This is a genomic window from Paenibacillus curdlanolyticus YK9, assembly GCF_000179615.1.
Taxonomy (GTDB): domain Bacteria; phylum Bacillota; class Bacilli; order Paenibacillales; family Paenibacillaceae; genus Paenibacillus_T; species Paenibacillus_T curdlanolyticus.
On the sequence record NZ_AEDD01000005.1, the window covers coordinates 15,928 to 29,197 of the forward strand.

10 protein-coding genes and 1 pseudogene are annotated in these 13,270 nt (G+C 54.6%); 4 read left to right on the top strand and 7 right to left on the bottom strand.

What is annotated here, in order from left to right:
* Nucleotides 1-137, bottom strand: a pseudogene (locus PAECUDRAFT_RS26810) (glycosyltransferase family 4 protein); the annotation flags it as partial.
* Entirely contained in the window at nucleotides 127-1,224 is a 1,098-nt protein-coding gene (locus tag PAECUDRAFT_RS10165) for a lysylphosphatidylglycerol synthase domain-containing protein (RefSeq protein ID WP_006038031.1), read from the bottom strand. The pseudogene PAECUDRAFT_RS26810 and the gene PAECUDRAFT_RS10165, both read right to left, overlap by 11 nt.
* Before the next feature lie 152 nt (nucleotides 1,225-1,376).
* Between PAECUDRAFT_RS10165 and PAECUDRAFT_RS10170 the strand changes: the two genes are divergently transcribed.
* On the top strand, nucleotides 1,377-2,144 hold the full coding sequence (locus PAECUDRAFT_RS10170) for an alpha/beta fold hydrolase (protein WP_006038032.1): 768 nt from the start codon (nucleotides 1,377-1,379) through the stop codon (nucleotides 2,142-2,144).
* 68 nt (nucleotides 2,145-2,212) lie between these two features.
* Here the strand turns inward: PAECUDRAFT_RS10170 and PAECUDRAFT_RS10175 are convergent, their stop codons facing one another.
* On the bottom strand, nucleotides 2,213-2,578 hold the full coding sequence (locus PAECUDRAFT_RS10175) for a GNAT family N-acetyltransferase (RefSeq protein ID WP_040712124.1): 366 nt from the start codon (nucleotides 2,576-2,578) through the stop codon (nucleotides 2,213-2,215).
* Between the two features lie 116 nt (nucleotides 2,579-2,694).
* On the opposite strand from PAECUDRAFT_RS10175, the gene PAECUDRAFT_RS10180 reads away from it, so the two are divergent.
* Nucleotides 2,695-3,357, top strand: coding sequence for a hypothetical protein (locus PAECUDRAFT_RS10180; RefSeq protein ID WP_006038034.1), 663 nt, complete (start codon nucleotides 2,695-2,697; stop codon nucleotides 3,355-3,357).
* Between the two features lie 59 nt (nucleotides 3,358-3,416).
* On the opposite strand, the gene PAECUDRAFT_RS10185 is transcribed toward PAECUDRAFT_RS10180, so the two are convergent.
* From PAECUDRAFT_RS10185 to PAECUDRAFT_RS10200, 4 genes are all read right to left on the bottom strand, one after another.
* Entirely contained in the window at nucleotides 3,417-3,785 is a 369-nt protein-coding gene (locus PAECUDRAFT_RS10185; RefSeq protein ID WP_006038035.1) for a VOC family protein, read from the bottom strand.
* Between the two features lie 18 nt (nucleotides 3,786-3,803).
* Nucleotides 3,804-4,256: a MarR family winged helix-turn-helix transcriptional regulator gene (locus PAECUDRAFT_RS10190; RefSeq protein ID WP_006038036.1), complete on the bottom strand. Its 453-nt coding sequence runs from the start codon at nucleotides 4,254-4,256 to the stop codon at nucleotides 3,804-3,806.
* 350 nt (nucleotides 4,257-4,606) lie between these two features.
* Nucleotides 4,607-5,296 carry an AIM24 family protein gene (locus PAECUDRAFT_RS10195; RefSeq protein ID WP_006038037.1) on the bottom strand — a complete coding sequence of 230 codons (690 nt, stop codon included), beginning with the start codon at nucleotides 5,294-5,296 and terminating at the stop codon, nucleotides 4,607-4,609.
* Nucleotides 5,293-5,748 carry a hypothetical protein gene (locus PAECUDRAFT_RS10200; protein ID WP_006038038.1) on the bottom strand — a complete coding sequence of 152 codons (456 nt, stop codon included), beginning with the start codon at nucleotides 5,746-5,748 and terminating at the stop codon, nucleotides 5,293-5,295. Before PAECUDRAFT_RS10200 ends, PAECUDRAFT_RS10195 begins: the two co-directional genes overlap by 4 nt.
* 206 nt (nucleotides 5,749-5,954) lie before the next feature.
* Between PAECUDRAFT_RS10200 and PAECUDRAFT_RS24590 the strand changes: the two genes are divergently transcribed.
* A complete protein-coding gene (locus PAECUDRAFT_RS24590) occupies nucleotides 5,955-10,490 on the top strand; it encodes a DUF7948 domain-containing protein (RefSeq protein ID WP_006038039.1) in 4,536 nt (1,511 codons plus the stop codon).
* Between the two features lie 586 nt (nucleotides 10,491-11,076).
* Nucleotides 11,077-13,020 carry an Ig-like domain-containing protein gene (locus PAECUDRAFT_RS26365; protein ID WP_006038040.1) on the top strand — a complete coding sequence of 648 codons (1,944 nt, stop codon included), beginning with the start codon at nucleotides 11,077-11,079 and terminating at the stop codon, nucleotides 13,018-13,020.
* Nucleotides 13,021-13,270: the final 250 nt, after the last annotated feature.

Below are 13,270 nucleotides of genomic sequence, written 5' to 3' on the forward strand. Positions count from 1 at the left end.
TCGCTGCCCGGATATTCAGGAGCGAGCACGGTCATATCATGACCGGTATGCTTGGATAGGTTATAGTAGTAGCTTTGCATGCCTCCGATTCCAGGCGGGAAAACACCGGCAACGAGCAGAACTTTTCTACGATTCATAGCTTCTCACCCTTCTCTTCAGCCTGCTGGCCGCTTGGATCAACAGCCAGAATGTAAGTTCAGCCATCACATTCCATACGCGGGCGACGATAGATAGCTGCAGCGCAACGTCCGTGCCTAGTTTAAGAGACAGGAAATACACGAGAAATCCTTCCCTCACGCCCAATCCCCCGGGAAATGGGCTCAGCAAGCCGAGCAGCCATGACGTGGCAAACGTTCCAGCCGCATAGAACACGCTAATATGTCCCGCATCGAAGCTATTGGCCAGCAGCCAGAACGCAATCCCCATGACAAAATGGCTGCCGAGAAAACAAACCAAGTACCCAAAAGATTGATTGCGGGACAATGGGCTCGCCCCCGCCGCACGGTCGCTCCCAGCCGTATCGGTCGATTTAGCCATGCGATTCAGAAGCCCCTTCATCAACTTCCAGCGAGAAGCCCCATCGAACACCCTTTGCACCCATGACGATACGCGCCCATAGTACACATACGAGAAGGCGGCAAGCGCCAGCGTTGCCAGCAAGATCGGAACCGGAGCGACGTTCAAATTGACGACCAGCACGAGCGCGTATGCCAGCGCCGCTGCTACTAGCAGCACGTTTTCGTACACGATAGAGGCCAGCTGTGCGGCGAGGGATACGCCAGCTCTTGTCGCCAGCACAATCCGGCCCGCGTAATTCCAGAAGCCGCCGGGAATATATTTGGCAAACTGCGAGTCAATAAAAATACGCAAGCCGGGCAGCAAACGAAGCCGCGAGCCCCCCTCTACTCCCTTCCCCGTTTCCCTCGCGCCCGCGGCATTCACGATCATTACCCAAATGCTCGCCTGCAGCATTAAAAACACGGCAAACAGCATCATCGACAGGTAGAAGCGGTAATCCGCATGCTGCAAAAACGCCGCCAGATCGATAGCCTGCAGCGGCAAGCTTCGCTCAACGAAATATACGATCGTTGCGGCAAGCAGCCGTCTTCCATAAGACGGGCCGCCATCCGCGCCACTTCGCCACGCCTCACCTATCCTTCCTATTGGAGCCGCAGAATCCTTTAATTGTAGCGGCGAACTGTAAACCGCGATGCAGGTATTCATTTTCAGCGCATTAATTTATGTATATGGAGGCAGCAGCCTGCTCCGAACACAAAAATACAGAGCACCCGCGGCAGCGCCGCAAAATGATCTGTCGAGATGAAACCCGCATGATAGAGAGAACGTATAACGCGAATAACAGAGGGAGGCAGACAATGAAACCCATCGCAAAAAAGAAAATCCAAACGGTGCACGGCACCTTTGAATACGCTCACGCTGGAATCAGGGCAGGAGCGCCCACAATCATTTTAATCAATGGCGGAAGCGGCCCGATCGAGGGCTGGTACAAAATATTTCACGCGCTTTCGATGGAAGCCTCCATCTTTGCCTACAACCGATTGGGCGTCGGCGGCAGCAGCAAGCCAACTAGCCCTCAGCATGGCCAAGCCATTGTGGACGCACTCATGCAAGTGCTTGCGGATCTCAAGATTCCTCCGCCATATCTACTGGTTGGACACTCATTAGGCGGCTTATATGCCAACCTGCTAGCCCGCCAATTCCCTGCCCAGGTAGCAGGTGTCGTGCTGTTAGAATCCAGCCATCCCGATGACCTATCCATCAATGAGACGCAGAACGCCCTCATTCGCGGAATCAATCGAATGCTATCTGCCTTGGATTCATTCTCCGCTCACCGCAAGTGGAATGAGGCGCATTGGGTCAAGCATACCGTTCAACAAATTGAAGCGGCCGACCCCTTTCCTAATACACCGCTCATTGTCGTTTCTGGAACGAAGAAGCCGCCGATGATGCCTGCGCACGCCATGGAAATCCGCAGCAAGAACCAATTAGAGCTCGTTAGGCTGAGCCCACGGGGCATCCATATTCTCGCTTCCCAAAGCGGCCATTTTCCGCAGCTGACCGAGCCGGATGTCGTCACTCAAGCGATCCGTGCATGTTTGCAAGCAACCCGCGAGCAAATGTAATCAGCATAGAAAAAGAGTATGGCGGGCTTTCCGCCATACTCTTTACTCCCTACAGGGCCTCAATTCGCTCAATACTTCCTATACATTCCAACAGACTTAGGCGCTGTATATTCGAACCCATACTTTTTGTACAACCCGTCTGCCGGAACATCCGCAATCAAGCTAACATATGCACCCTTCGGCGCTTTTTCATCCAAATGCTTCATTAACTCGGACATCATGATTTTGCCAAAGCCTTCCCCTTGATATGCAGGCTCCACAACAATGTCTACAATTTCATAAAAGCACCCGCTGTCGCCAACAATTCTGCCTATGCCGACCAATTGTCCATCCGCAGCTCGCAGTGCAACACCGCATCCACCCGATGTTCGCGCCCTCTTGCTAATTCGATCTTCATTGGCATTCCCTCTTGTAGGCGAATCGTATATAGACAGCTATCGGATAAAAGTTAAGTCCGGTATAGTCATTTGACCACTCCCCCTCCGCAGCTGCTGAATATGTTGAGAGGAATTCATCATGATCAATATGACAGAGGAGTGGAAGCTAAGCTATGCCAAGTCTGCTTCGCACAGTCAATGGCACAACGGCTCTATTCGCAACCACCAGCTTAAAATCAAAAACCGAGGGCATCTTAAGCGCAAACTTCGAGTTGGTGACCAACGCTCGCAGCGGCATCTCCGACTTCATCCTGAATATTACGCAAAATGCATGTAATTTAGCTACGATTAAGCTTAAATCGCTTTCCCCAACGAAAAGCAGGCTCACCGCTTCATTCGGGAAGCAAGTGAGAGGCATCTCCAGCGCAAATATCGTCCTAACACATAAGAACAGCTATGTTTCTGGGCACGGGTGCATCAACAAGAAAAAAGTTGTTCTAAGCCAAACGCATAGCGGATGCAAGGAAGGCTGTGGTTGCAAGGGCTGCGGCTCCAGCAATGGCAGGCTAAAAGTAAAATTTCTAAACGGCACGAAATTGAAAATCTGCATGGACAAAACACTGAAAGCAGCGCTCAAGCGGCTTATCTCCAAACTTTCCCGCATTATAAAACGACTAGGAGACCACTCGCGCAGGGGCGGCGCAGCACCAGATCCGGCGTGCCTTGCCAGATGCATTCGAATTTCAACCATATGCCAAGCCGCATGCGGCATTTTCGCAATTTTTTGCATTCCCGCCTGTCTGGCCGCTCAGGCGATCTGTATTGCCACGTGTTGATATAACTAAGACCATACCCCCTCGTGCGAGGGGGTATGGTCTTGGTTATTATTCTCAGCCTACGCTCGATAATAGGAAAGCACCCAGCACACGCCATTACGATCGGCAACAACAGCCAGCAGCCCGTTAAACGGAGCTTCATACGCCGCTGTATGGATGCTGCCCCCTATTGCGAATTGCTCATAGATGCTGCGGAATGCTTCCTCCGTCTCGATTTTCAAGAAAACCCTTACGAAGTCGCCCCGCAACAGCGGCTTAGCTGCCTGCGTATCTGCAAACTTAATCGTCGCGCCTTCCAGCTGCAAATCCGCATTCCATACCTCTTCCCCTTGTTTGCGTAAAATAACAATTTCGCCGCCAAGCACACTTTGATAGTACTTGATCTCTTCCTTACAATTATCGACCACAATAAAAGGAACAGCTATCATCGTCACAGCCCCCTTGGATTATAGACCGCTCAGATTGCGAAGCACCGTCTGAAGCAGCCCCATCATCACGCCATACTCTTCGTCCGTAATGCCCTTCCGTGTCTGGTTCCTGACGCGATCAAGCGCTGCCTGAACGTTGGGCACAACTTCGTGTCCCGCTTCTGTCAAGAAAAGCAGCTGGTACCGATTATCTGTGGGATCAGCTTCCCTCCGCACATACCCCTCGGCTTCCAGCTTTGCGATTGCCTTCGCTGTAGTCGTTTTGTCGATGAGCAGCTTTTCACTTAGCTCTTTTTGCGTTACTGCCTCCTGGAATGCGATCGCCATTAGGAACATATACTGGCCGCTGCCGATTCGATAAGGCGCCAATTCACTAGCTATTAGAACCTGCATATGGCGATAGATCGCTGAAATGTACTGCCCGTGCGACTCCGCAGCCCCTTCGCCATCCTGCGTCCAACGTTCACTCATCTTAATCCCCCTCCAGATAGGGTGCTATTGCAACTAATTGCATTGTATGCCATATAGCATGCTATTGCAACTAATTTGAAGCACAATCCGTTTTCTGCTTCAGGGGCGGCCCTCTTTAACGGACCTCAGAGCCGCTATCCTCCTCCAAAAGCGCCTGTCGCAACGGACCCCACAGCCGTTATTTCGCCATTTTGCTGCCTCGTAGGGACGATATTGGGCAAATAGCGGCTGCTCGGTCCGTTACAACACAAATCATCCTAATTTCAGCCGAATAAGGGCCACCCGGTCCGTTACCATTCCGAACAAACGACCCCCCGCAGCCGATCGAAGCGCGCGGATAATCCAATCCGTCATTTGATATAAACACTGCCGAAAGGCAGCACCTCTCGCAAAATCCGTTTGATCAAGCCGCCGTTCTGCAGCTGGGCCTCCAGCTCCGCGTCATGAGAGCCCGTCTGGATGAGGACGGGGCCGCTGCCTCGCAGCTCCCACTGCACGTTCATATGCTGGCTGGCTAATTGGTTGCCGTAAACCGACAACCGAATCGTCGCCGTATCCGGGTAAGCGACCAGCGACCCGGCCTCCACGAATAACGGCCTGTCCGGATGAAGCTGAATCGTCATCAGATCGCCCGCCGTAATAATTCCCAGCGACCCCGGACCCGAGAAGCGCATCCGGACAAGCTCCTTCGTAATCCAGGCATTTTTCAGCCGCTGGACGACCGACTTCAGCTTCATGCCATCCGAGAAAAACATCACATGTCGAAAATCAAACAGCAAATTGCTCTGCGCATCAATCTCCACCGTTTCCAGCGAACAGCCTGCCGGCAGGCCAAGCACCAGCTCCGAGCTGCCTTGGAACAGGGAGCGAATCATTTTGCGCTTGCGGTACATGCCGGCAAGGTCCATCAGTCGATCCTCGCGATGATGCGGCAGGCCTTGAAACGCAATAACCGACTTGGGATGCAGCACGTGCAGCTTGTCCGTCTCCTCCAGCGAGACATGCACATGCCCGAGCCGGGCAGGGACGGTTACCTTCATCCTTCTATTCCTCCGTCTCGGAGATGCCGCTGCCTGCGCCACGATGCATACCGCCAAATGCGTATGGCCATGAAGTATGCGATCAGCAATGCCGCTATGCTAGCCGAAGCCATGATGAGCTTTTTCTGGAGATCCGCCTTCTTCTGGCGCGCTTCCTTCACTTCCGACTGAAGGGAAGCATTTTGCTCCATAAGCTGCTCATTCTGCTTGGTCAGCTCCTCCTGCCTCTGGGCAAGCTGGTCCGCCGCCTGCCGCGCTTCCTCCAGCTGCTTCGTTAACGCTTCGTTCGCATCTTTATACTGCTGCTCCATCTCGCTGATTTTGTCCGGTGCGTGGTAAATATCTTGAACCCGGCTGAAGAAGCCTGCATGCGCGGAATCCGTCGGAAGCGCAAAAGCCCCAACGATGAATAATGCTATGATTGCCATTCTATGAAAAGCTGTACGCATCATACGATTACCTCCTGTCCCCGTTCGACATGAAACGAGTTATTTCTATATTACAGCAAAAGTATGAGAAAAGTTGCAGCATTGCGGATTTATGTAGCTGTAAAATCCTTCAGGACTCTAGGCCAATCACCTCCCCCGACTGCGATGCATACGCTAGGCTTAGCGGGAGCTTCTGATTAAATTTAGTGGCAGGATGTGAGACCTAAGAGATGCCGGTTATTTTGGAAAGCAGCCGTAAGCCCGTGAAGCCCTTCAAGCAGCTGCCCTGCTGCTTTGTTCCGAATAGGGGACAGCTGAACAACGCCCAGATTCGATATGGATCGAAGGGCGCGACATTCGAAGCCGCTTTTACATCCGAAGGGGCTATCTTTACGTTGTTCGACAGATTTCTCCAAGATGGACAGGAGCAAGAATTGCGGAGCACCCGGCTGGATTTTCGCTTCCTGAACGCGAGAGCGGATGTACAGCCAGAAGGGGAACAACAAACGGACGGTAAGGTCCATTATCTACGAGGCGCTGATCCGACCGATTGGCGGACCGATCTCCCCTCGTATCTGAAGCTCGTCTACCGTGAGCTATGGCCGGGGATCGATCTGGTGTTTCGGGGCGAAGGGCAAAGCCTGAAATACGAGTTCATCGTTCAACCGGGCGCCGACACGGCGAACATTCGATTTGCATATGTGGGCGCTGAACGCCTGATGCTTGACGAAAATGGCAACATGGACATCCTGACGCCATTTGGCTCCATCATCGACCCCCGTCCGATTTGCTATCAACAAGTGGACGGCCAGAGAATCGACTTTCCCGGCTCGTTCGTGCTGGAATCCGATGGACCGGAGCAGGATCAGCCCGCAATCGGGTTTCACATTGATCCAGCCTATGACCGAAATGTAACGCTCGTCATCGATCCGGGATTGGTGTATTCCACCTACTTGGGCGGCTCAGGCAACGATGAAGTATTCGGCATCGCGGTCGACCCTCAAGGCAACGCCTATGTCACGGGCATTACAACCTCCACCGATTATCCAGTTACCCCCGGCGCTGTACAGACGGTAATCGCTGGGGACAGGGACGTTATTATAACGAAGCTGAATCCTACCGGAACCGCGCTCGTCTACTCCACCTATCTGGGCGGAACGGCTTACGATACCGGACTGGCTATCGCGGTGGATAGCGATGGCCATGCTTTCGTGACGGGACGGACATACTCCGACAATTTCCCGGTTACCTCAGGCGCCATCCAAACGACCTTCGGCGGCACCAGCGATGCTTTCATTGCCAAGCTAAACCCCGCCGGAAGCGCCCTTATCTATTCGACCTACTTAGGCGGGGACGGGCATGATTACGGTGCAGGCATCGCCGTCGATTCTTCGGGGAACGCATGCGTGACGGGATTCACGGCTTCCGCCAATATGCCGACGACGCCCGGCGCGTTTCAGACGGTATATGCCGGCAATAACGATTGTTTCGTGGCAAAGCTGAACGCTGCTGGAACCGCTCTTATCTACTCCACCTTCGTGGGCGGAACAGGCGGCGAGAACGGAACCGGCATAGCTGTCGATGCGGCCTCGAACGTGTATATAACGGGGAACACGGCCTCCATCAATTTCCCGACGACACCGGGCGCGTTTCAGACGACTAGGAAAGGTACGGGTGACGTGTTCGTCACCAAGCTGAATCCCGCTGGCAGCGCCCTCGTCTATTCCACTTACCTAGGCGGATCGTTAACCGAATACGGATACGGCATTTCGGTTGACACCGCCGGCAACGCCTATGTTGCGGGCTATACGCGCTCCAGCGATTTCCCAACGACCGCTGGCGCTTATCAGCCGACGTTCGGCGGCACGAACGATGCCTTCGTCACCAAGCTGAACCCCACCGGGAACGCCCTTATCTATTCCACTTATTTAGGCCGAACAAATACCCAAATTACGTACGGCAGCGGACTGGATGAGGCCGGCAATGTATTCGTGACGGGCTATACATTATCGAACGATTTTCCGACGACGCCGGATGCTCTCCAGACGACATTCGGCGCGCCAAGAGACGCTTTTGCAATTAAGCTGAATGCGACCGGAAGCTCGCTCATTTATTCAACCTTCTTGGGCGGAACAGGCGTAGACAGCGGGTCCGCCATCGCGGGCGATGCATTAGGCAACATGTATGTCGCAGGCTATACGTTCGCTACCGATTTCCCCGTCACTCCGGGCGCATTCCAGACGTCACTGCCCGGCCCGATGGCTATCTTCGTTACCAAAATCGGCCTGGTGCCCGATCTGACAGTCGCCAAAGCTGCCGACCGAACCGATGCCCTGCCGGGAGAGACCGTTACTTATTACATCACGGTAACCAATACAGGCGAAGTGGCGTTGACTCAGGTGGGGGTTGAGGATCCTTTGCTTGGTTTGTCCACGATAATTGCCTCGCTGGAGCCCAGTGCGTCGCAAACGTTCAATCCTCAGCTCAGCCTCCCTGCCACAGCTGCTCCAGGCCCAATCCTGAACACGGTGACCGTCACAGCGGATCAGCTTGCACAGAGCCGAACGGCGTCAGCTACGATTAACGTTGTTGCGGCTCCAGCCTTATCCTTTACGAAGTCTGTGTCGCCTGCTTCCGCCGCGCCGGGGGCTACCGTTGTCTATACGATAACGGCCGAGAATGTCGGCAATGTCGACTTTACCGGCGTTTTGCTGACCGATTCGCAGCTCGGGCTAAACGAGTCAATCGACCGCATCGGCGTCGGGACGCGCGTGACGTACAGCACGCCCTTCGTCATTCCAGCCGACACGCCGAATGGCTCCACGATTGTCAACACCGCCACCATTCAAGGGGATAATCTGCCGAGCAAGCAAGCAACCGCCAATGTGCTCATAGCCGGTGCTCCTCGATTGGAGCTGGTGAAAACGGCTGACCGCGTCAGCGTTTTTCCCGGCGGGACGGTCAACTTTACGATTAAAGTGCGGAATACCGGGAGCATAGACTTGACGAATGTCGTCCTGACGGACCATTTGGCCGGACAGAGCAGAATGCTGCCGAGACTGGCGGTTGGCCAAACCGAGCTCATTCAAGTTCCGTTTCTCGTACCCTTGGAATCGCCGGCGCGGGTCTACACGAATACGGTAGATGCCAGCTCGGATCAGACGCCGAAAATAACCGCCGATGCCACCGTCGAGGTGCTGCCCGCTCCGCTGCTTGGCGTGCGCAAAGTGCCCGATACAAACACCGCCTCCCCCGGGCAAACCGTCAACTATCGCATCGTTGTCGCGAATGGCGGCAACGTGCCGCTGACGGGCATTCGCGTACGCGATCCGCTGCTTGGCGTGGATACGGCTGTTCCAGACCTTTCCATTGGCGAGAGCCGGCAATTGACGCTGCCGTTCACCATCCCGGCGGATACGCTGATTGGAACCGAGATCGCCAACTTGCTCACCGTTACCTCCAACGAGTCCAGCCCGTCTGACGTCTTGTCTGTTATTACCGTCATTGGTCAAGGATTATCCCTATCGAAAACGGTGGATACTGTCTCCGCCGCGCCGGGCGCCACGGTTAACTATACGCTGACCGTAGCCAACCTACTGAATGTTCCACAGACGAATGTAACGTTACGCGATCCATTTCTCGGAATTAGCGAAACGATCGCGAGCTTGCCGGCTGGTGGATCGATCGCCCGTTTCGCCTCGTTTGCGGTGCCCGCAGATGCTGCCAGCGGCACCGTGGTGACGAACATACTTGAGGCTGCTTCGGACCAAACGCCGCTTCAGCGAACGTCAGCCGCTTTCGTCGTTCAATCGTCGCCGGGAGCGCCGACGACGATTACGCTCCGCAAGCTGCCCGACCGCAACGTGGCTAGGCCAGCCGAAACGATCATCTATACCGTTGAAGTCGTTAATACGGGCAGTAACCTGGCAACCAACATCGTTCTGCTGGATTCGCTAACCGGTGCGCAGACAACAGTCCCGGCGCTTGCTCCCGGGCAGACCGCGTACGTACAGTTTCCGTTCACCATTCCAGCTGATGCCGTACAAGGAACCGTCCTCGCCAACCGCGTAACCGCGCAATGGCCGGAGCAGCCAGCCAATGGCGTACCTGTGCAGAGCGATACGCATGTCATTGTCGGCTTGTCGCGTTTCCTCCTGCAATTAACGAACGCTGCCAATCCCGTGATTGCTGCCCCCGGCACTGCGGTCCCTTTCACGGTGACCGTCCGGAATCTGAGCGAACAGCGATTGACGAACGTTCGCGTCATTCAGCCGCTTACGTCATTTAGTACGGATATCTCGTCTCTCGATCCCGGGGAAAGCCGCTCCTTCACGCAGCCGTTTACCATCCCGCCCGATGCGGTCGGAGGAACGGTATTTACGAGCCATGCCGTCGCCTTCTCCGACCAAACGCCGCTTCAGCAGGCTCCTTCCTCCGTCACGACAGCCATCCTGCCGAATGCCGCGCTAACCCAAACGGTGGACCGGCCAGAAGGCCAGCCAGGCGAAACCGTCTTCTTCACCATTCGGGTCCGCAACACCGGCAACGTCGGCCTGATCAATGCGGCGCTGGAAGCCCCTCTGTTCCAATTGCGGCTGCGCAGCGATTTCATCCCGATTGGCGCGGACGATTCGATTCGTATCCCGTTTATTCTGCCCGACGTTAATGAAGATACAACGATTGTAAGCCGGGCCACCCTCATTTCAGACAATGGGCCCCCTCTGGAAGCAACCGTCTCTGTGCGTGTCATCATCGAGGAGGAGTAAGCATTGGCTTATCAATTGAGGTGTAACCAACCAGAGCATGCGGTGCAGGACAACTAACAAAGCCGTGCTTGCCCGTTTTGGGGCGCAGCACGGCTTTCTTTTTAATTATGCGAAGCTTACTCGCCCTGGGCGGACGATAAGCTGACCCAATAGGGCAGATTTCCATGTCCTATTCGCCTGCCAGTTGGCTCGCCGAGCCGAGACGAATGGCGGACCATTCAGCTAGGTCATTGTAATGAGTACAATGAAACCTCTCTGCTAAACGCTTCCCGGGCATTAGCGTTGCATTTCATACAATAGCAGAGTGAATTTTCGTTTTGTATGGCATAACTTTCAACAATGACGGTAGATACTCGTTGTACAATCTGCAATCTACATCGACGGACGAATATGGACAAGCCCCTTCATTGCACAGACTACAACAACGACTCAATGCGATACTTTTCTATTCCTCGCAATCCCTTCCTCGTAATTTACAAAAACTACTAGTCTACATAACTTCTCCCTAATCCTGCGCTGTTCTAATGAGTAGGCAAGGCCATTCATTGTCGGCTCTACATTCCATTCATGAATTGGAGGAGAGGAAATGAAAAAGCAAATGAGCAAACGAAATTGGAAACGGAAGGTGGGCATTCATTTATTAGCCTGTACGCTATTCGCGAGCAGCATCGGTATCCCTGGATCAGCAGCGTTCGCCGAGGGGCCTAATGATCCCGCTCCCGTGCTGCAGCCGGTTGGGACGCCCAACGGAAAGAAGGTGCTGTTCGACAATACACACGGGCAAACAGCCGGAGCCGCGGATTGGGTCATCGACGGCGCATTCTCGGATTATGCGCAAGCGCTCGCCAATCAAGGCTACTATGTAAAGGAATTGCGTAAAACAACGCCGATTACGTTAAGCGATTTGACCGGGTATGACGTGCTTATCATCGGCGAAGCGAACATCCCTTACAAAACGACCGAGCAATCCGCGATGCTGCAATACGTTCAAAATGGCGGCAGCATTTTCTTCATCGCCGACCATTACAATGCAGACCGGAACAAAAACCGGTGGGACTCCTCCGAAGTATTCAACGGTTATCGCCGCGGGGCTTGGAGCAATCCGGCACAAGGAATGGGCACCGAGGAAGCCAACTCTGCCGCTATGCAGAACGTCGCCAGCTCGGACTGGCTCGGCACGAATTTCGGCATCCGTTTCCGTTATAATGCGATCGGCGACGTCACCGCGAACAATATCGTTGCCCCGTCGCAAGCATTCGGCATTACGCAAGGCGTGTCCACCGTTGCGATGCACGCCGGCTCTACGCTAGCTATCATGGACCCGCAGAAGGCAAAAGGAATCGTGTACCTGCCTTCTACCACAACGAAATGGTCGAGCGCGGTCGATCAGGGCGTCTATGAAGGCGGCGGCGTCAACGAAGGCCCTTATGTTGCTGTATCGAAGGTCGGCCTTGGCAAGGCAGCCTTCATCGGCGATTCCTCTCCTGTCGAGGATGCCACTCCAAAATACAAACGGGAAGAAACGGGCGCCTCGAAAACGACGTATGCTGGGTTCCAAGAACAAAACGACGGCACGCTGCTCGTCAACATTGCCAACTGGCTGTCGGTTCAGGAATCGTATACGAGCCTAAGCCAAGTAAGCGGACTAACGCTTGATCAACCGACCTCGCTGCTTGCAATGGAAAATCCGGCGACTTCAACGGAGCCGCAAGCGGAACCTTGGGCTGCGCCTGCCGCCGGCTACAAATGGTGGGATCCCTGCACCTTCAAGACCGGCTCCTACGGCACCGGTTCTTGCACCGCTAACAGCGCGCCAACCGTAGCGAATCCGATCGCTGATCGATCCTTCGCGCAAGGCAGCTCAGCCAGCACGATTGACGCAACCGCAACGTTCTCCGATGCGAACGGCGACGCACTGACGCTAACTGCTGCTTCCAGCAATACCAGCGTAGCCACCGTTACGGTGAGCGGCAAGCAGTTAACCGTAACGCCGATTGGCGTAGGCACCGCTTCGATTACCGTGACGGCAAACGACGGCAATGGCGGAACGGTCAGCGACGTATTTACGGTCACGGTATCGAGCAGTACATCGGTCACGTCGTTAAGCGAGTATTTCGAGAGCGGCACTAAAGGCGCATATGCCGCAGCTAACGTCACGCTCAGCACCGGCTCGTGGATGTTCAGCAATGCCCTTATCGGCAATTTGAGCACCGACAAGAAAATAGGAACGCAAGCGGCTCGCCTGAACGCAGCCGGATACATCCAGATGAATTTCGACGTTGCCTCCGCTGCGGTCGTCAAGCTGAGCGTTGCGAACTTCAATAACGATTCGGGCGCAACGTGGAAATTGCAAAAATCGACGAATGCAGGAACGACCTGGACCGATGTGACAGCTGCAGCGGCTGCGACTTCGACCCTGACCGAACAAACCATCGCCGTCAACGAGACTGGCGCTGTCCGATTCAAGATTGTCGTAGCTGGTACGTCCGGCAGCCGCATCAATGTGGACAACTTCCTTGTCTTGAACTAGCCCGCTTCACAGGAGCAAGAACTGCCCTGCTCCGCCCATTGCGGTACGGTTGGCTCCCCCCCGATAAGGGCGGCATCCAATCCAATCTGCTCGGTTCGGACCGACTCCGTTCGGCTCGGCACGGGCAACAGTGCTTGAGCTCTAACGGACTCCACGGACGTTATTCGGGGCTATAGCCGCCTTTTCCACCTGTAACGGACTCAGTTGCCGCTATTGGAACCAAAATGGGGCCAACTATAGCTAATTCCCG

What these genes read in the sequence shown, in the direction of transcription:
- PAECUDRAFT_RS10200 (WP_006038038.1), bottom strand. Translation starts at nt 5,748, where the DNA reads ATGATGCGTACAGCTTTTCATAGAATGGCAATCATAGCATTATTCATC.
- PAECUDRAFT_RS10185 (WP_006038035.1), bottom strand. Translation starts at nt 3,785, where the DNA reads ATGATAGCTGTTCCTTTTATTGTGGTCGATAATTGTAAGGAAGAGATC.
- PAECUDRAFT_RS10190 (WP_006038036.1), bottom strand. Translation starts at nt 4,256, where the DNA reads ATGAGTGAACGTTGGACGCAGGATGGCGAAGGGGCTGCGGAGTCGCAC.
- PAECUDRAFT_RS10170 (WP_006038032.1), top strand. Translation starts at nt 1,377, where the DNA reads ATGAAACCCATCGCAAAAAAGAAAATCCAAACGGTGCACGGCACCTTT.
- PAECUDRAFT_RS10195 (WP_006038037.1), bottom strand. Translation starts at nt 5,296, where the DNA reads ATGAAGGTAACCGTCCCTGCCCGGCTCGGGCATGTGCATGTCTCGCTG.
- PAECUDRAFT_RS10180 (WP_006038034.1), top strand. Translation starts at nt 2,695, where the DNA reads ATGCCAAGTCTGCTTCGCACAGTCAATGGCACAACGGCTCTATTCGCA.
- PAECUDRAFT_RS26365 (WP_006038040.1), top strand. Translation starts at nt 11,077, where the DNA reads ATGAAAAAGCAAATGAGCAAACGAAATTGGAAACGGAAGGTGGGCATT.
- PAECUDRAFT_RS24590 (WP_006038039.1), top strand. Translation starts at nt 5,955, where the DNA reads ATGCCGGTTATTTTGGAAAGCAGCCGTAAGCCCGTGAAGCCCTTCAAG.
- PAECUDRAFT_RS10165 (WP_006038031.1), bottom strand. Translation starts at nt 1,224, where the DNA reads ATGAATACCTGCATCGCGGTTTACAGTTCGCCGCTACAATTAAAGGAT.